A 17,110-nucleotide genomic window follows, 5' to 3' on the forward strand; every position below is an offset into this window, starting at 1 on the left:
CTACGCCAACGCACCAACAAAAGTTTGAGAATCTCAAATTTTAATTAGCACCGCAAGATGTAGCGACAAGCGAAGAGTTATGGGGCGTTGCAGTGGGTACTTGAGCAACCAGAACCACGTTCCCATTGGCATCTAGAATCCACCCTTGGGCTTCTACAATTGGAGTAGGTTCATTAACAGAATTAACCTTCTGTGATTTTTCTTCTGTGTTTCCCTGCGCCTGAATAACCACTCTTTTCTGAATACCCTCAGCACGATTATGACTCTCTGGAGGGAGTGCGATCCAATCTGCTAGCACCGCATCATCAGCTATCAATGGCTCTGTAGGATCGGCTTGTATTCCTCCACGCCCAGTAGTAACAAATGAACTTCTTCCTATTTCTCCACCAGAACTACAACCAGCAGCAATTTGCTGCGAAGCATCAACCAGATTTACAGGTAGTTCCACTAATCCTTTACTAGGGTCAGCATCTGGTGAGTTGATTTGTACAGTGCCACTTAATGAAGGGTTTTGCTGAGAAAATGCAGTTATGTCACTTGTTGGTATGTTATTCGGGTTTATACTTTTTGGATCGAGCCTCTCCACCTCTGCACGAGTGCGTGACACAAACCCAAAGGTATTCTTAGCGGCGATCGCAATTTTACCACCAGAACCAAAGTTGGCGTTGGCGGTAATATCGCTATTTCCGAAGGGAGCGGCGACGAGAAAGCCATTAGGTGCATTGATGGCAATATTACCGCCAGTTTTATCACCTCCAGCATTAGTAGAGATTTGACTGTTGCGACGCATCAGTAATGAGTCCCGCACCTGTACCCCAATGTCACCGCCCTTACCTGACTCACTATTAGATGTGAGTTTTCCTTTATCCAGCAGGATAGAACGAGCGCTTATATTGAGTTCGCCTGCTAGACCGAAGTTGGGTACACCCCCTTGATAGTTAACACCCTTTCGAGCTTCACTGCTCACAGTTATTGCCGCCCCATCTTTGATAATCAATCGCCCTGTAGTTAAGGTCAAGTTACCGCCATTTCCAGGCCCTTGAGTGCCAGCAAACAAGCTACTGAGCCTAGAACCATTTGCTGAGGTTCCAATTAATTCTACGGACTCAGAGGCGTTCACTATCAAATCTCCTCCATTTCCTGTAGCTGGTATCAATTGATTAGAAAACCGCCCAAGTATACCCTCAGAACTTGTTGATATTGCTGCCCCTCCCTCAATACGTAACTTTCCAGTATTAATTATTATGCTGCCAGCATTTTGAGCGCCAAAAGTTGCACTAAATAATCCACTGGATATTAGATCACTACCATCTGGCAAAGGAGAAATGGGGATGCCTGCGATTAGTTCTACGGAATCTGAGGCGTTGATGGTCAATTGCCCCGCCAATCCCGAACCAACATTGAACATTAAGACTTGCGCTCCATCTTTGACAATCAACTTTCTGGTAGTGATATTTATATTTGCAGAGTTTCCAGTGTCGAAAGTTCCAGTAGACAAGAACGCATTTAGTCCAAGTTCTACAGACTCGGAAGCGTTCACTGTTAAATTTCCTCCCGGTTGCGCTCCCAGAGTCAGAGCCAAAATTTGTGAACCGTCACTTACTAGTACGCGCTGTCCTTGTAGGTGGATATTACCGCCACCTTTGCCACTGGTATCTAGAGTAGATGGAATCTGACTTTGCTGGGTTAGTTGAATGTTCTGAAAATTTTGAACACCTTCATATCCTAATGCCCAACTTTGATTCGTTGAATTCAGACTGACCAAACTATTGCCAGCAACGCTTCCTAACTCAATTCTTCCCCCACTTGCCGTTAAATTTCCGCCCTCTAGCGTTATATCACCGCCTATAAGTGCTATGGTTTTACCTTGCTGCACCTGTAGACCAACACCTTGTGCGAAGGTATTAATTGCATTATTTGGACTTGCTTGGGATTGATTGCGGATAGGTTGAGCATTTGTTCCGAATTGTAAACCTATAGGAACACTTTCTGTAAGTAGAGGTGCAGTTTGACCAGATGTAGCACTAAAGTTTGTACCATCAGCAAAGTTCAAACTACTCGCCGTACTCGCCACAAATGAACCGCCAATATTTAAAGAAGCATTGAGTCCAAAAACAATGCCGTTAGGATTAATCAGAAATACGTTGGCTGTACCGTTAGCTTTGAGAATGCCATCTATATTAGAAACAGAATTGCCTGTCACCCGACTGATAATGTTCTGAATATTGATTGCATTGTTGAAATGGGCTGTCCTTCCCGCAGAGACAGAAAATTTTTCAAAGCTGTGGAGCAAGGTTGTACCACGAACTGCTCCACCATCAATCTGGTCTATAGGCTGACCATCGATGAGCTTTGGTGTAATGATTGAACTTTCAGATCCAAGTGTGGCATCTTTTTGAATTTGAGCTAGAGCAAAACTCTCAGCAAAAATGAGCACTCTAGCAATTACTAAAGTACTCACTATTCCTAACTTCCAGTGGCAACTGCTTTTAGTTTGAGACATGAAATAACTGGCGCTCAAAAAATCAGAGTTTACTAAAATACTGCTTTTTGCTAATTAGTTATGTTAGAACGTTGATGTGATCTCTGTATATTAACTACTACAAAAAAGCAAAGTTTAGTATTTTTACATTCATTAGAATAAACTCTTTGCAGTCCAAAGATAAAATTATTTAGCAGTTACACCATCCTTTGCCAGTTGATGGGCAAGGTATACACAATGCATTCAAACTTCGAGATAGTTTAGTTTCATATTGGGCGCTAGCGGGAATTATTTTGATATTGTCTTGTACTGTAACGCCATAATTATTAGGTAAATTGCCGTTCTGCTCAATTTGAGCAATAGCAGAGTTCGTGGACAAAACTACCGCACCACCTATTGCAATTCCTAGAACTTTAACGCAGAACGAAAGATTATTCATACTTAATATTGCACCTCTTTCAAGAAAAAAATAACAATTGCTACACAGTAGACAAGCTTTAGTAAACTTCAGTATTATACATTTGAATCAGTAATCTAGGTTTATTTAGTTATCAAAAATTTAAGAGGCTGTTTGTAAAGGATTATAAAGGTCTGGGTTGAGGGATTCTGAGGTGTTTTAACATCACATGAAACATTCTTCCTAACGATCCAATTACCGCATTCATACCCTTTACATTTCTTTAGAAAAAGAGACACGATAAATTGCCGTCTCTACAATAATCAATCTTTCGTAGAGACGGCGATTTATCGCGTCTTTAGGATACCCAACATTTCTGCTGGATTTGTTGGGTTGAGCGAAGCAAAACCCAACCTACAAAAAATAGCGAAGGTATTGATATAGAAACTAAATTATTTAGCAGTAGCAGCCCAAGGGGCTGCCAGTTGATGGACAAGGGATACACAATGCTTTTTTGACTAACACAATTTCTGGTATTGAAGCTGTTGGAGTTTGTGCCAATAATGCATTGGGTTCCTGTTCATCAACTGCATCATCAGATTTGAGTTGATTGGGATCGAGATTACACTGCCAATGAATTCTCAAGACTCTGTATTCTAATAAGCCGTATTTTTCAAGCACTGAGTGTAAGTCAGCGTTTTCTAGGCTTTGATCCATTTTCTGCTGAATCTCTTCTTGTAACTGCTGTAATACTTGAGGATCTATGACTTGTTGAGAACTCATGAGTGTTTTCTGTTCCTGACGGGATGTGTATAATTATTGCTTCAGTTTAGTTCGCAATGATTACGCTCAGTGTCATAAAAGTTCATAATTTTCCTGCGGTATTTTCTTTACAGCTATTTTTTAAGTAATACCAATTCAAATTATTTATTGTCGAGTTGGCGTCTCGTCTAGTAACTAAAATCGGGCTTCCACTTACCGCCTTCCCCACTAATTCTTAATCCCCGTTGCAGCAATACCCTGAAGAAATTGACGCTGACCGATGAGAAATAATACCATCACTGGCACTGTCGCTATTGTCACTGCTGCCATCATCAAGGGCCAATTATTCGTAAACTGCTCCTGAAACTCAGCCAACGCTAGTTGTACTGTCCTTAATTCTGGTCGTGTCGTAAATACTAGAGGCTTAAACAAGTCATTCCACTCACCGATGAAGGTGAACAAAAACAGCGTCACCAACGCCGGACGGGCTAAAGGTAACATCACCCGCCACAAAATTTGCAGTCGGTTCGCCCCATCTATCGCTGCTGCTTCCTCTAACTCTACGGGAATTGTCTGGAAATACTGACGTAATAAGAAAATCCCAAATCCGCTAACCGCAGTGGGTAAAATCAGCGCCCAGTATGTATTTATCAGGTGTCCCCACTTCAATACCAAAAAGATGGGAATCACCAATAACTGAAAGGGAATCACTAAAGTTGCTAAAACGACTAATAGCAGTGCTTGGCGTCCCCGAAACTTCAATCGTGCTAGGGCGTAACCAGCTAAAGCAGAAGTGACAATCTGAAACGCCGTCACAGCGATCGCTACCAAGGTAGAATTAGCAAACGCCAGCAAAAATTTTCCTTGTTGCCACGCAACGCGGTAATTTGCTAAAGACCAGTTATTTTTGAACAAATTTTCTGGGCTGGCGGACGTTGGTGCAAAGGAGGTGAGAAAGACCACAAACAGCGGTATTAGAACAATAAATGCCCCTAGCAGTAAGATTACTAGGCTCAAAAAATCACCGGATTTCACATTCGGGTTTGGTTTAGACATAACTTGAGCCGCAAAGCATTTATTTCGCTAGTACTAGAGCATTGCCCCCAGCAACTATTAATCTATAAACATAGTCTACTTGTTAAGTTAAATTAAACCACAGAGATTGTTACCCTCAGTTCATAGGGTAAATTGAATCCTGGTTTCAAATAATTCAAGTTTACAGGAGTAAACATAACCATGCAGCAGCTTGCAGACCAATTTAAAGAATTAGATTTCAAGAGCGAAACATACAAAGATGCTTATAGCCGGATTAATGCGATCGTGATTGAAGGGGAACAAGAAGCCCATGAAAATTACATCACATTAGCCGAACTGCTGCCAGAATCTCATGATGAATTGATTCGCCTCTCCAAGATGGAAAGCCGACACAAGAAAGGATTTGAAGCTTGTGGACGCAATTTGGATGTTACCCCAGATTTGCAATTTGCTAAGGAATTTTTCTCTGGATTACACCAGAATTTCCAAACAGCAGCAGCGGAAGGCAAGGTCGTCACTTGTCTGTTAATTCAGTCTTTGATTATCGAATGTTTTGCGATCGCAGCATATAACATTTACATCCCCGTCGCCGACGCTTTTGCCCGCAAAATCACGGAAGGAGTAGTAAAAGAAGAATATAGCCATCTCAACTTTGGAGAAGTATGGTTGAAAGAGCATTTCACAGAATCCAAAGCTGAACTTGAACTTGCAAATCGCCAGAACTTACCTATAGTCTGGAGAATGCTTAACCAAGTAGAGGGTGATGCCCACACAATGGCAATGGAGAAAGATGCTTTAGTAGAAGACTTTATGATTCAATACGGTGAAGCATTAAGTAACATAGGCTTCACGACTCGCGATATCATGCGCTTGTCAGCCTACGGACTCATAGCCGCTTAAATAGATAGAGTGCTGAGTAGAGACGCGATTAATCGCGTCTGTACAAGAGTGCTGAGTGCTGAGTAGTTCAAATTTATCAGAACTTCAGAACTCAGGACTTAGGACTCAGGACTGCTGAACCACTTAACATATTCCACGCCTCAAGACAGCACAAGCCTAATAATCACTACATGTTTGGTCTAATTGGACATCTGACTAGTTTAGAACACGCTCAATCGGTAGCTAAAGAATTGGGATATCCAGAATATGCCGATCAAGGGCTAGACTTTTGGTGTAGCGCCCCACCGCAAATTGTCGATACCATTATTGTCACCAGTGTAACTGGGCAAAAAATTGAAGGACGGTATGTAGAATCTTGCTTTTTGCCGGAGATGCTGGCCAGTAGGCGCATCAAAGCCGCGACGCGCAAAATCCTCAACGCGATGGCTCATGCACAAAAGCATGGCATTAACATTACAGCTTTAGGCGGATTTTCCTCGATTATTTTTGAAAACTTTAAGTTAGACCAGTTTAGCCAAGTCCGCAACATTAAACTAGAGTTTGAACGCTTCACTACAGGAAACACACATACTGCCTACATTATTTGTAAGCAGGTGGAAGAAGCGTCAAAACAACTGGGAATTGATCTATCAAAAGCTACTGTTGCTATATGTGGGGCAACTGGGGATATTGGTAGTGCAGTTACCCGCTGGCTAGATGCGAAAACAGATGTCAAAGAACTTTTGTTAATCGCCCGCGATCAAGAACGCCTCAAAGAACTGCAAGGCGAACTGGGGCGAGGAAAAATCATGGGTTTGACAGAAGCACTGCCTGAAGCTGACGTTGTAGTTTGGGTTGCTAGTATGCCCAGAGGCGTAGAAATTGACCCGACCACTTTGAAACAACCCTGTTTATTGATTGATGGCGGCTACCCTAAAAACTTAGCAACAAAAGTTCAGCATCCTGGTGTATTTGTGTTAAATGGTGGGATTGTCGAGCATTCCCTGGATATTGACTGGAAAATTATGAAAATCGTCAATATGGACGTGCCAGCCCGCCAGTTGTTTGCTTGTTTTGCCGAATCAATGCTGCTGGAATTTGAGAAGTTATACACGAACTTTTCGTGGGGACGGAATCAGATTACCGTAGACAAAATGGAGCAGATTGGTAAGGTATCAGTGAAACATGGATTTAGACCGCTGCTGGTTTAGTCATTGGTCATTGGTCATTAGTCATTAGTCATTTGTTATTTGCAAAGGACAAAGGACAAAGGACAACTGACAAAGGATAGATAACTTATAACTCGTACTTATAACCCCTACGATGGCAACTACCGAGCGTAAACCGCTACTGTTAGATTTTGAAAAGCCCCTAGCAGAACTCGCAACCCGAATCGATCAAATTCGGCAACTTGCAGAAGAAAATGGCGTCGATGTTTCTGGTCAAATTCGTCAACTAGAAGCACGCGCCATGCAACTACGTGAGGAAATTTTCACTAGTCTATCCCCGTCCCAGCGATTGCAAGTCGCTCGTCATCCGCGTCGCCCTAGTACTCTCGATTACATTCAGGCAATTAGTGATGAATGGATGGAATTGCATGGCGATCGCTGTGGTGGTGACGATCCGGCTTTAGTTGGTGGTGTTGGTCGTCTGAGTGGGCAACCTGTGGTGATGTTGGGTCATCAAAAAGGACGCGATACTAAAGACAATATTGCCCGCAACTTTGGAATGCCTTACCCTGGCGGCTATCGCAAAGCCATGCGGTTAATGGAACACGCCAACAAGTTTAGTATGCCGATACTAACCTTTATCGACACACCAGGAGCTTGGTCTGGGGTAGAAGCAGAACACCAAGGTCAAGGAGAAGCGATCGCTTACAACTTACGGGAAATGTTTTGCTTAGATGTGCCAATTATCTGCACAGTTATCGGTGAAGGTGGTTCTGGTGGCGCCCTTGGTATTGGTGTAGGCGATCGCCTACTCATGTTTGAACACTCCGTTTATACCGTCGCCACTCCCGAAGCCTGCGCTGCAATTTTGTGGAAAGATGCTGGTAAAGCTCCTCAAGCCGCTGTGGCGCTAAAAATTATTTCCCATGACCTGAAAAAGTTGGGAATTATCGACCAAATACTGCCTGAACCCACTGGTGGCGCTCATTCCGACCCCTTAAAAGCCGCTACCACTCTCAAGCAAGTACTGATGGAAAATTTAGACGAACTCAATCGTTTAACCGCTCCAGAACGCCGTCAACTGCGCTATGAAAAATTCCGCAAAATTGGTGTTTTTACAGAAGTTGCCCACTAACGGCACTGCATAATGATTTATTAGTAAAGCAGCAATGCTATAATTGCCTATGTGCTTAAAGATTTTTAACAATCTAGCCATAGGCATTTGCATGTTTGGGAAATCTACTCAATTTGATTGAGTGGGTTTTGTATTATGTAAATAATCTAATTTGAATGTACGGCGTGGTTTTCCAGGCAACAACTTGTTGTCTTCACTCCTAAAACCCAGAAGGTGGGGACTATTGTGCTGCATCATAGCATTTGCCTAATGGAAATCATCATATTTTTAGATTCCTTTAATCTATCCAAACCAAGAAGTGTGAATAATGGGGTGGTAATAGGTTTTGGGAACTGCCAAAAAATTGGGAGACACCATGAGTGTTGAGCAAAAACGACGCGCCCTGATTACTGGGGCAAGTAGTGGAATTGGGAAAGCAACGGCTTTAGCCTTTGCCAAAGCGGGAATAGATGTCGCCTTAGTCAGCCGTTCTTTGGATAAGTTGGAGGCGGTAAGAGAAGCCGTAGAGCATACTGGGGTGGAAGCGAAAGCTTACGCTGTAGATTTAGCGCGACTCTCCGAAGTCAAAGAAAAGATCCAAGCGATCGCTCTTGACTTTGGTGATATAGACATTCTGGTAAACAATGCTGGCATAGCTTATACAGCTACTTTGAGTGAAACTCCCCTAGAGGACTGGCAGCAGGTAATTAACTTGAATCTCACCAGCGTGTTTCAGTGCATTGTGGGGATTTTACCTTCAATGCGCGATCGGGGCACAGGCACAATTATCAACGTCGCCTCAATTGCTGCCAAGCAACCCTTTCCCGGTTGGGGAGCATACAGCGTCAGCAAGGCTGGTTTGATAGCCCTCTCTCAAACCCTGGCACAAGAAGAACGCACTCACGGCATTCGTGTCACAGCTATCTGTCCCGGCGCAGTCAATACCGAACTTTGGGATACAGAAACAGTCCATGTCAACTTAGACCGTTCCAAAATGTTAACCCCAGAAATTGTAGCTCAGTCAATTCTCTACACAGTTCTGTTACCACAACAGGCAGTTATTGATGAATTGACCCTGATGCCTAGTGCTGGCGCACTCTAATTGCGAAGTTAGAAGTTAGGAGTTAGGAGTTAGAATTTTTAACTCATAACTCCTAACTCATAACTCATAACTAAATTAAAACCATAACCAAGACTGAATCATGACTATTGCTAGTTCCAACGGTTCCAATTGCTCTCAATCGCCTCTGATTCCCGACTTGGCAGAAGCCATAATTCCTAGACCCGATCGCAATACTCATAACGGGCGACAACCAGATGTGTTCCCGCCAAAAGAGGAACAGATGGAGGAAATGAAGGATGCGGTGCGAACACTAATATTGGGCGTTGGCGAAGATCCTGAACGCGAAGGACTCCTAAAAACACCCAAACGAGTAGCCGAGGCAATGCGGTTTCTTACCAGTGGCTACAACCAATCCCTTGAAGAACTCGTTAACGATGCCATCTTTGATGAAGGGCATAGCGAGATGGTACTAGTTAGAGATATTAACTTCTTTAGTTTGTGCGAACACCACATGCTGCCATTTATGGGTAGAGCGCACGTTGCTTATATTCCCAACCAAAAAGTTGTCGGACTGAGTAAGCTGGCCCGGATTGTTGAGATGTATTCCCGTCGCTTGCAAGTGCAGGAGAGATTAACTCGTCAAATTGCCGAAGCAATCCAGACCATTCTAGAACCTCAAGGCGTTGCTGTAGTGATGGAAGCTAGCCACATGTGCATGGTAATGCGTGGCGTTCAGAAACCAGGTTCTTGGACTGTCACTAGCGCAATGGTTGGTGTGTTCCAAGAGGAGCACAAAACCCGCGAAGAATTTTTTAACTTAATTCGCCACCAACCAGCATTTTTTTAAGTGCTGAGTGCTGAGTTAGAAGTTAGGAGTTAATTCACAACTGATGACTCCTAACTTCTAAGTAACTCAATGTTCTTGAGACTGTGAAATAGGAGTGCTACTTTATCTAAATCCTTATCTCCTGGTGTCCGTTCCACACCACTAGATAAATCAACGCCGCTAGGATTAACCTGATTTAGGGCTTGCACAATATTATCCGCTGTTAATCCTCCTGCTAAAAACCAAGGACAACTAGGACTAAATTGTTCTAGCATCGTCCAATCTAAAGTTTTGCCTGTACCACCCAGTTGTTGCGGATGGTAGGCGTCAAGTAGCAAAGTATCCACGTATTTTATGTAATCATCTGCTGTGTCAAGATGCTCAAGACTACGAATTCTGAGTGCTTTAAGAATTTCAACATTGGGTAAAGCTTGACGTAGTTGGTAGCAAAAATTTGGTAATTCATCTCCGTGTAACTGCACACCAGTCAACCCAGAATCAGCAACTATCTGACTGATTTCAGGGATACTAGCGTTGGCAAAAACCCCAATTGTGTCAATATTTGCGGGGAGTTCTGCCACTGCTGCCCGAATTTGGGATGTAGTTACGTAACGAGGTGAGTTTGGCACACAAATAAATCCTAGTGCCGTTGCGCCTAGAGAGGCGATCGCTATAGACTGCTGTGGTTGAGTAATGCCGCAAATCTTAATGCGCATGAATATTTAACAAATTTAAACTAATCATCAGAAAAGTCTAAACTATCTAAAAAATTTTTGGGCCTTGTAATTTTATAATTTTGTAGGTCTACATTAACTTTTCCATTCAGGAGACAAAAGCTTGATTTCCTCTATTTTACTAGCAGCAGCTGAAACTGTTCCCGCAACACCTGCGTGGAATCCCACAGTAGGCATCATCATTAGCATCAGCAGCTTAGTAATGGTTTTACTAAGTACTAGGATTGAAAAACCTCTAGTTGGCCCCAAGTTCCCTATTCTGCCGATTAGTATTCCAACATTCGTTGCAGCGATGGCTTTTGGTCATATTATTGGCGTTGGCATCGTTTTAGGACTGACTAACATCGGTCGTCTGTAGTTTTAGGATGACAGAGGCGTTGCTTATAACGTCTCCATAAATCTAAAACTCTCAAAAACGATTTGGTTCTTTCTCCCGCAAGATAACTTGTGAGCATTAGACCTTCAGCTTTTGTGTAGTGACTCTAACTCACAGAAGAAGGCATTAACCTTCCCTTGAGAGAGGATTAATCCCCTTCCTGGGACTCAATAAGTTAATTCATGCAGGAGAAAGAACAATGATGCTAATCAAAATCACAGGTTAACTTTTGTGTTTTTTGGCATAATTTCATCGATTAAGAACTGAGAGGTAATAGAACAAAGACTTCAAAATTCTAATTGGTGGGAAAATTTGCTAAATGAGTATTTTAAACATTAATGATTTAGCCTTAAAACTTGTTGCTAAAGATTTTAGTGGCGACCACAAACCAAATAATGCTGGACCAACCAAGACCTCTCGCGCTCTAGCCATTATTCACCTCGCTGCTCACGATACTTACGCAAAAGTTACAGGGAAGCTTAATCCGCAACTTGAAACCTTACCAAATCTACCTAAAGGAATCGGCAATGACGAAGCAACAGGCACTGCTGCATTAGTGAGTGCTGGTATCTATGCGGCAGAGCAGCTTTATCCCGACTTCGTTGAATTTATATCCACTGAAACTGCGGAGCTTAACGTAGGTGTTGACTCTGAAGCACTGAACTATGGCAAGCAAGTTGCATTGGCTTGGTTGAATGCTCGTAAAAATGATAATTCAGGCTTGCCAGATATGGATAGTAACTATAGTCTAGAGCCTGGTCGCCACCGCCCCGATCCTCTCAACCCTAAACAAATGACTCTTGGCCGTACATGGGGGCTAGTTAATCCCTTTGTGCTTAAGGATGTAGTAACTGATGCACCCCTATGTAAACAGCCACATTTAGATAGCGAGGAATATGCTGTTGCTTTTGACCAAGTAATTGAATGTGGGAAAAGTGACATTACTCAGCGCAATGATGATTTTCGCCGTAAAGCTATTATTGGTATTTTTTGGGGTTACGACGGCGCTAACCTCCTTGGAACTCCACCACGTCTTTACAATCAGGTTGTACTTGAAATTCCAGAATTTAAAGCACTTCCCCATTCCGGCAAAATCAAACTATTGACTGCAATTAATGTTGCGATGGCTGATGCTGGAATTGCAGCATGGCACTGGAAATATGCTTATGACTTCTGGCGACCTGTTGTAGGCATTCGTGAGGCAGAAGCGGGTTGGGGGCCTTCACCTGGTGACGATTGCGATGGCAATGCCTTACCTGCTCAGGGAGACGGAAATATTCTTCGTAGTAAAAAAGGCGATCCCTTCTGGCTCCCATTGGGTGCGCCCAGGAGTAACCCTTTTCCAGCACCTAAATTCGGTGCGCCTGGAAGCAATGGTACGCCAAACTTCCCAGCCTATCCATCAGGACATGCTACTTTCGGTTCAGCTTGTTTTGAGGTTGCTGCCGCTCTTCTTTCCAAGACACCTGAAGAAATTGTTGTCAAGTTTGTTTCTGATGAGTTTAATGGCAAGACAACAGATAATACTGGTGCTGTCCGTCCGCGATATGAAGCAACTTTTACGCTTCGAGAAGCCATCGAAGAAAATAAGATCAGTCGTATTTATCTGGGTGTGCATTGGTGCTTTGATGCTACTGGCGGTGAAATTGTTGGTAAAGCCGTAGCCCATAAAGTCGTCGCTGCTTTTAAGTAAATTATTGAACAGCAGATTTTGTCAATTTGTAAGTCCGATAAATTTTATTTTTTCAATCTGACAAACTCAAGATGATGGGAATAAGGGGGTGAGAAAGTTGATTTCTCCCCCTGCTTCCCACTCCAGAATTTTGCTTACAAGCATTAATTGTCTATTCTAGAAATAAGAGCATTTCCTAAATCGGCACTACCGAATTGATGCTCAGAAGTATATGTATAAGTATATACGCAAATATTCCAGTATAGGAACTACTGGCGATATCTAGTTTTAGGGCAGTGTAATGCAAACAAATTGGAGAATTGGGTCATTATTTGGAATTCCCCTATTTTTAGACCCGTTATGGTTTGTGATTTTAGGGTTGGCAACCCTGAATTTTGGGGTAGCTTATCAGGAATGGGGGCCTGTTATAGCTTGGAGTGCTGGAATAGTTATGGCACTGTTGCTATTTGGTTCGGTGTTGTTACATGAGTTGGGTCATAGCTTGGTCGCCCGATCGCAAGGGATTAGAGTTAATTCAATTACCCTATTTATGTTTGGCGGGATTGCTGCCATTGAAGAAGAATCTAAAACTCCTTTCAAAGCCTTTCAAGTTGCGATCGCTGGCCCTTTGGTGAGTATCATCCTATTTTTCCTGCTCCGTGTGGCAGCTTTTGTGATTCCTGATACTAATCCTCTCAGTGTCATGGTCGGAGATTTGGCGAGAATTAACTTAGTGGTAGCTCTATTTAACCTGATTCCCGGCTTGCCTCTAGATGGAGGGCAAGTATTAAAAGCAGCACTATGGCAAATCACAGGTAATCGTTTTCAAGCCGTACACTGGGCTGCAAAGGCTGGGCAAATATTGGGTTATAGTGCGATCGCTTTCGGATTTGTTGTAGATTTCGTCACCAGGGAGTTAGTACTTGGTTTGTGGATTGCGCTGTTAGGTTGGTTTGCTGTCCGCAACGCTAACACCTATGACAACATGACTACATTGCAAGAAAGCCTACTCAAAGTGGTGGCGGCCGATGCGATGACTCGTGACTTTCGCGTAATTGATGCTGACCAGACATTGCGTTCCTTTGCCGATTTATACCTCTTAGAAACCACTCCCTCACAGGTTTATTTTGCTGCTTCTGATGGACGTTACCGGGGTCTAGTTTCCATTGACGATTTCCGTTTAACCCAAAGGGGTGAATGGGAAACCGAAACTTTACATAGCATAGTGCATCCCCTGACAGAAATACCTACCGTTACAGAATCAACATTGATCGCTGAGGTAATTAATAAGCTAGAAAATGAGCAGTTACCTAGAATTACCGTCCTTTCTCCCGCGGGTGCCGTAGCTGGTGTCATTGACCGGGGAGATATTGTGCGATCGCTAGCACAAAAGTTAAATTTGCAGATAACTGATGCTGAAATTAAACGCATCAAGGAAGAAGGTAGCTATCCATCTGGGTTGCAACTGGGAGTAATCGCGAAATCAGCTACAAATTAAACGTCACATCCTCGTCATAGGTTTGCAATAGATACGTCAAAAGCGTGTGTGATATTGAATTTGGTATTTGGTTACAAAATGCTTTTTTTGGGTAAAAGGTAGGACTTCCTACCTTTTTTATTTTTCAAAGTATGGCATCACTGAATAAATGGGGATTGAGCATTGAGCATTGGGCATTGGAACCCAACCAGATATTACTCATCCTTTCTTTCCTAGTCCCCAGTCCCCAATCCCCAGTACCCAGTCCCCAATCCCCAAAAATTAAATTAAAACTTCCAGTTTAAAGTGAGTAAAATGTAGGAACGTGATATACTACACCTCTCACTTACCCTGGTTTTATGGCACTGCCAATTGTTGCAATTATCGGACGCCCAAATGTGGGCAAATCCACCCTGGTTAATCGACTCGCCGGGGAACAAACGGCGATTGTCCATGATGAACCGGGAGTGACACGCGATCGCACTTATCTTCCAGCTTTCTGGAATGGTCGTGAATTTTTAGTGGTAGACACTGGTGGTTTAGTTTTTAATGATGATACCGAATTTTTACCACTGATTCGCCAACAGGCAATGACAGCCCTTGCAGAAGCTTGTGGCGCTATTTTTGTTGTCGATGGTCAAACAGGCCCCACATCGGCAGATTTAGAAATCGCCGAATGGATGCGCCAACAACCCGTCCCTGTACTACTAGCTGTAAATAAATGTGAATCGCCAGAACAAGGCTTGATGCAAGCTGCCGAATTTTGGGAATTGGGATTGGGCGAACCTTACCCCATCTCCGCGATTCATGGCAGTGGTACAGGAGAGTTACTCGACGAGTTAGTTAATCACATCCCTGCGATTGAAGACATCCCAGACACGAATGAAATCAAAGTAGCAATTGTGGGACGCCCGAATGTCGGCAAATCGAGCTTACTCAATTCTTTTGTCGGCGAAGAAAGGGCAATTGTTAGCCCCATTTCTGGCACTACCCGCGATGCTATTGATACTGTCATTGAACGGGAAGGACAAACCTACCGCTTGATTGACACTGCCGGGATTCGCAAAAAGAAACACATCGAATACGGCACAGAATTCTTTAGTATTAACCGGGCTTTCAAAGCGATTCGCCGCGCTGACGTGGTTTTATTAGTAATAGATGCTGTAGATGGAGTTACTGAGCAAGACCAAAAATTAGCTGGGCGGATTATCGAAGAAGGTCGAGCTTGCATCATCGTCGTTAATAAGTGGGATGCTGTCGAAAAAGACTCTTACACAATCTACGACTACGAAAAAACTCTGCAATCACGGTTACATTTTACCGAATGGGCAGAAACAATCTTTGTGAGTGCCTTGTCAGGGCAACGGGTAGAAAAGATTTTAGAATTGGTGAAAACGGCAGCAGAATCACACAAACGCCGTGTCAGCACATCAGTAATTAACGAAGTTTTAACAGATGCCGTCAGTTGGCATTCACCCCCAGCATCTCGTGGTGGGCGTCAGGGTAAGATTTATTATGGTACACAAGTTAGTAGCCAACCACCAACGATCGCACTATTTGTCAACGACTCGAAACGCTTCAATGACAACTACCGTCGCTACATTGAACGGCAATTTCGTCAACAGCTAGGATTTAAAGGCACGCCAATAATTTTGCTGTGGCGGAGCAAGAAAGTACGTGATGCCGAAAGTGGTAATGTTAATAGAGCCACTCGCGTCAAAATAAGTTAGGAGACGCGATGAATCGCGTCTGTACAAGAGAGATGCAATTAATCGCGTCTGTACAAGAGAGATGCAATTAATCGCGTTTGTACAAGAGTTATGAGTTAAAGCCAAACTTGCTAATTATAGAACCCTATCAAACTCAAGTTGATAGCGGCATAAGGTAAAAGTTATGAGTTAAAGTCAAAACTCCTAACTCTTCATTTCTCACTCGTAACTCTAAAATGGATTTATTGCGATCGCTGCCACTTGGACTTTATTTAGAACAACCCCAAACTTGGCTGCATAAAATCGATCCGCGAGTCAAGTTCGCCTGGTTGATGAGCTTTTTAACAAGCTATGTTTTAGCCAACAACTTTTGGCGGGTGCTGCTGGTGGTAATATTAATCGTTGCCACCTTGATTGCGAGAATTCCTCGACGCGTATGGCAGCAGCAAATGGGTTGGCTATTAATGTTATCGTTTTTTGTGCTAGCGATCGCAGCCATCAGTCCTGATGGACTGGGTGTAGATTATCAGTCACGTCTGCCAGCTAATGAACAAATCTTAACCCAGCCAGCAAACTCCAATAATATTAAAGAGCCAGCAGCTGAGAAAAAAGCATACAGTTACGTGCTATTTCACAAAGGCCCGGTTAAAGTGACTCGCTACTCCTTGAGTTTGGCAGTACGTCTGAGTACACTTATATTTACCGTAATTTACAGTACCAACCTCTATCTGCTGACAACTGCACCAGAAGAAATCACATCTGGCATAGAAAGCCTAATGCAACCCTTGCGACGCTTCAAGTTGCCTGTCACAGAAATTGCTTTAACTTTAACTTTGTCTTTGCGCTTTATTCCCTTGGTTTTAGAAGAAGTGCAAAACTTATTTCGCTCCGTGATGACAAGGGCAATTAATTGGAAAAAGCTGGGATTAAAAGGAGCATTCAAGGTTTGGATGACAGTTGCAGAGAGACTTTTAGAAAATCTCCTCTTACGAGCCGATCAAATGGCAAATGCCATGATGGTAAGGGGTTTTACCAGTCCGAATGAGCATCGAGTGCAGTGGCACGACTTACGATTAAAAGGGCGTGACTGGCTGGCGATCGCAACTTTAATCTTATTCTGGGGAATACGGCTAGCTATAGGAACTCAGGCGTAATTTTGCGCCGATAAAATGGTAAGAGGTAATACAGCAGAATTCAAGAGTCAGAAGTAAAACATTAAATCGCCGTCTCTACCAAAGACTGATTATTGTAGAGACGGCGATTCATCGCGTCTGCCTTAACCGAACCGGATTGAGCTATAGGTAACGATATGGTAGGGTAAATTGAACAGCTACTCACCCATAAAATTGATCCCCTACCATTTCCTGTAGATTTTAGCTATTAACCAGCGTTACGCGAACACTACAAACTAATCT

Annotated in this window: 16 protein-coding genes; 10 read left to right on the forward strand and 6 right to left on the reverse strand. The window is 43.1% G+C overall.

The annotated features are described in order from the left end of the window. Nucleotides 1–40: 40 nt before the first annotated feature. The 4 genes from CDG76_RS14770 to CDG76_RS14785 all read right to left on the reverse strand — a co-directional run bounded on the left by CDG76_RS14770 (nt 41) and on the right by CDG76_RS14785 (nt 4,697). Complete coding sequence (locus tag CDG76_RS14770; protein ID WP_094349738.1) at nt 41–2,503, reverse strand: two-partner secretion domain-containing protein; 2,463 nt, start codon at nt 2,501–2,503, stop codon at nt 41–43. 169 nt (nt 2,504–2,672) lie between these two features. Further along, complete coding sequence (locus tag CDG76_RS14775) at nt 2,673–2,921, reverse strand: hypothetical protein (protein WP_094349739.1); 249 nt, start codon at nt 2,919–2,921, stop codon at nt 2,673–2,675. Between the two features lie 414 nt (nt 2,922–3,335). Continuing rightward, nucleotides 3,336–3,662: a hypothetical protein gene (locus CDG76_RS14780; RefSeq protein WP_094349740.1), complete on the reverse strand. Its 327-nt coding sequence runs from the start codon at nt 3,660–3,662 to the stop codon at nt 3,336–3,338. A gap of 207 nt (nt 3,663–3,869) precedes the next feature. Continuing rightward, nucleotides 3,870–4,697, reverse strand: a complete 828-nt coding sequence (locus CDG76_RS14785) for a carbohydrate ABC transporter permease (protein ID WP_094349741.1) — start codon at nt 4,695–4,697, stop codon at nt 3,870–3,872. Between the two features lie 180 nt (nt 4,698–4,877). Between CDG76_RS14785 and CDG76_RS14790 the strand changes: the two genes are divergently transcribed. The 5 genes from CDG76_RS14790 to folE all read left to right on the forward strand — a co-directional run bounded on the left by CDG76_RS14790 (nt 4,878) and on the right by folE (nt 9,748). After that, the gene (locus tag CDG76_RS14790) at nt 4,878–5,576 is read left to right on the forward strand and encodes an aldehyde oxygenase (deformylating) (RefSeq protein WP_094349742.1); all 699 of its coding nucleotides are present in this window, start codon (nt 4,878–4,880) and stop codon (nt 5,574–5,576) included. A 170-nt stretch (nt 5,577–5,746) separates the two neighbouring features. Continuing rightward, nucleotides 5,747–6,766 carry a long-chain acyl-[acyl-carrier-protein] reductase gene (locus CDG76_RS14795; RefSeq protein ID WP_094349743.1) on the forward strand — a complete coding sequence of 340 codons (1,020 nt, stop codon included), beginning with the start codon at nt 5,747–5,749 and terminating at the stop codon, nt 6,764–6,766. A gap of 112 nt (nt 6,767–6,878) precedes the next feature. After that, complete coding sequence (locus CDG76_RS14800) at nt 6,879–7,859, forward strand: acetyl-CoA carboxylase carboxyltransferase subunit alpha (RefSeq protein WP_094349744.1); 981 nt, start codon at nt 6,879–6,881, stop codon at nt 7,857–7,859. A gap of 355 nt (nt 7,860–8,214) precedes the next feature. Continuing rightward, the gene (locus CDG76_RS14805; protein ID WP_094349745.1) at nt 8,215–8,940 is read left to right on the forward strand and encodes an SDR family oxidoreductase; all 726 of its coding nucleotides are present in this window, start codon (nt 8,215–8,217) and stop codon (nt 8,938–8,940) included. Nucleotides 8,941–9,040: 100 nt separating this feature from the next. Then, nucleotides 9,041–9,748, forward strand: coding sequence for a GTP cyclohydrolase I FolE (gene folE, locus CDG76_RS14810; protein ID WP_094349746.1), 708 nt, complete (start codon nt 9,041–9,043; stop codon nt 9,746–9,748). A gap of 50 nt (nt 9,749–9,798) precedes the next feature. On the opposite strand, the gene CDG76_RS14815 is transcribed toward folE, so the two are convergent. After that, nucleotides 9,799–10,443 (reverse strand): phosphoribosylanthranilate isomerase, encoded by a 645-nt coding sequence (locus CDG76_RS14815; protein WP_094349747.1) that lies wholly within the window; start codon nt 10,441–10,443, stop codon nt 9,799–9,801. A gap of 121 nt (nt 10,444–10,564) precedes the next feature. Here CDG76_RS14815 and psaK point away from each other — a divergent pair, with 121 nt between their 5' ends. The 5 genes from psaK (at nt 10,565) to CDG76_RS14840 (ending at nt 16,849) form a co-directional block, all read left to right on the forward strand. Beyond that, a complete protein-coding gene (gene psaK, locus CDG76_RS14820; RefSeq protein ID WP_094349748.1) occupies nt 10,565–10,819 on the forward strand; it encodes a photosystem I reaction center subunit PsaK in 255 nt (84 codons plus the stop codon). Nucleotides 10,820–11,156: 337 nt separating this feature from the next. Then, nucleotides 11,157–12,530 (forward strand): vanadium-dependent haloperoxidase, encoded by a 1,374-nt coding sequence (locus CDG76_RS14825; protein WP_094349749.1) that lies wholly within the window; start codon nt 11,157–11,159, stop codon nt 12,528–12,530. A gap of 280 nt (nt 12,531–12,810) precedes the next feature. After that, the gene (locus CDG76_RS14830) at nt 12,811–14,007 is read left to right on the forward strand and encodes a site-2 protease family protein (protein WP_094349750.1); all 1,197 of its coding nucleotides are present in this window, start codon (nt 12,811–12,813) and stop codon (nt 14,005–14,007) included. A gap of 338 nt (nt 14,008–14,345) precedes the next feature. Then, nucleotides 14,346–15,716, forward strand: a complete 1,371-nt coding sequence (gene der / locus CDG76_RS14835; protein ID WP_094349751.1) for a ribosome biogenesis GTPase Der — start codon at nt 14,346–14,348, stop codon at nt 15,714–15,716. 215 nt (nt 15,717–15,931) lie between these two features. Continuing rightward, on the forward strand, nt 15,932–16,849 hold the full coding sequence (locus CDG76_RS14840) for an energy-coupling factor transporter transmembrane component T family protein (RefSeq protein WP_094349752.1): 918 nt from the start codon (nt 15,932–15,934) through the stop codon (nt 16,847–16,849). Between the two features lie 61 nt (nt 16,850–16,910). Here CDG76_RS14840 and CDG76_RS39080 read toward each other — a convergent pair whose 3' ends face one another. Continuing rightward, a complete protein-coding gene (locus CDG76_RS39080) occupies nt 16,911–17,033 on the reverse strand; it encodes a hypothetical protein (protein WP_262984329.1) in 123 nt (40 codons plus the stop codon). Between the last annotated feature and the right edge of the window lie 77 nt (nt 17,034–17,110).

It is taken from the genome of Nostoc sp. 'Peltigera membranacea cyanobiont' 210A (genome assembly GCF_002246015.1).
Classification (GTDB): domain Bacteria; phylum Cyanobacteriota; class Cyanobacteriia; order Cyanobacteriales; family Nostocaceae; genus Nostoc.

What these genes read in the sequence shown, in the direction of transcription:
- CDG76_RS14770 (WP_094349738.1), bottom strand. Translation starts at nt 2,503, where the DNA reads ATGTCTCAAACTAAAAGCAGTTGCCACTGGAAGTTAGGAATAGTGAGT.
- CDG76_RS14775 (WP_094349739.1), bottom strand. Translation starts at nt 2,921, where the DNA reads ATGAATAATCTTTCGTTCTGCGTTAAAGTTCTAGGAATTGCAATAGGT.
- CDG76_RS14780 (WP_094349740.1), bottom strand. Translation starts at nt 3,662, where the DNA reads ATGAGTTCTCAACAAGTCATAGATCCTCAAGTATTACAGCAGTTACAA.
- CDG76_RS14785 (WP_094349741.1), bottom strand. Translation starts at nt 4,697, where the DNA reads ATGTCTAAACCAAACCCGAATGTGAAATCCGGTGATTTTTTGAGCCTA.
- CDG76_RS14790 (WP_094349742.1), top strand. Translation starts at nt 4,878, where the DNA reads ATGCAGCAGCTTGCAGACCAATTTAAAGAATTAGATTTCAAGAGCGAA.
- CDG76_RS14795 (WP_094349743.1), top strand. Translation starts at nt 5,747, where the DNA reads ATGTTTGGTCTAATTGGACATCTGACTAGTTTAGAACACGCTCAATCG.
- CDG76_RS14800 (WP_094349744.1), top strand. Translation starts at nt 6,879, where the DNA reads ATGGCAACTACCGAGCGTAAACCGCTACTGTTAGATTTTGAAAAGCCC.
- CDG76_RS14805 (WP_094349745.1), top strand. Translation starts at nt 8,215, where the DNA reads ATGAGTGTTGAGCAAAAACGACGCGCCCTGATTACTGGGGCAAGTAGT.
- folE (WP_094349746.1), top strand. Translation starts at nt 9,041, where the DNA reads ATGACTATTGCTAGTTCCAACGGTTCCAATTGCTCTCAATCGCCTCTG.
- CDG76_RS14815 (WP_094349747.1), bottom strand. Translation starts at nt 10,443, where the DNA reads ATGCGCATTAAGATTTGCGGCATTACTCAACCACAGCAGTCTATAGCG.
- CDG76_RS14825 (WP_094349749.1), top strand. Translation starts at nt 11,157, where the DNA reads ATGAGTATTTTAAACATTAATGATTTAGCCTTAAAACTTGTTGCTAAA.
- CDG76_RS14830 (WP_094349750.1), top strand. Translation starts at nt 12,811, where the DNA reads ATGCAAACAAATTGGAGAATTGGGTCATTATTTGGAATTCCCCTATTT.
- der (WP_094349751.1), top strand. Translation starts at nt 14,346, where the DNA reads ATGGCACTGCCAATTGTTGCAATTATCGGACGCCCAAATGTGGGCAAA.
- CDG76_RS14840 (WP_094349752.1), top strand. Translation starts at nt 15,932, where the DNA reads ATGGATTTATTGCGATCGCTGCCACTTGGACTTTATTTAGAACAACCC.